The following is a 359-nucleotide window of genomic DNA, read 5'->3' on the forward strand; positions in this document are numbered from 1 at the left end:
GAAGAAGCCGTTGCCCAGGCAGAAGGACGAGTGGAGGAAGCAAAAGCCATAAGTTCTGCAGATTATTCAGACAGCAACAGGTTCTATTCGCCGCTTGTGAAGAATATAGCCAAAGAAGAAGGAATTTCTTTTGAAGAGCTTGAGCAATTAGAAGGGACAGGGAAAGAAGGAAGAGTTACTAAAAATGACATTTTAGGATATCTTGAAAATCGTTCGGCTCAGCCGCAAAAACAGACACAGTCTCAACAGCAGGAACAGCCATCTGCACCTAAACAGTCAGCACCACAGCCTGCCAAAACACCGGTTAGTGTAAATGGAGAGGATGAGATCATTGAAATGTCCCGTATGGGTAAAATGAT

At 44.0% G+C, this 359-nt stretch carries 1 protein-coding gene; it reads left to right on the forward strand.

From position 1 onward, the window contains the following. Nucleotides 1-359: E3 binding domain-containing protein (locus HC176_RS17775; RefSeq protein ID WP_209309802.1), on the forward strand; the 359-nt coding region annotated here is incomplete at both ends.

This window comes from Tamlana crocina (assembly GCF_012037625.1).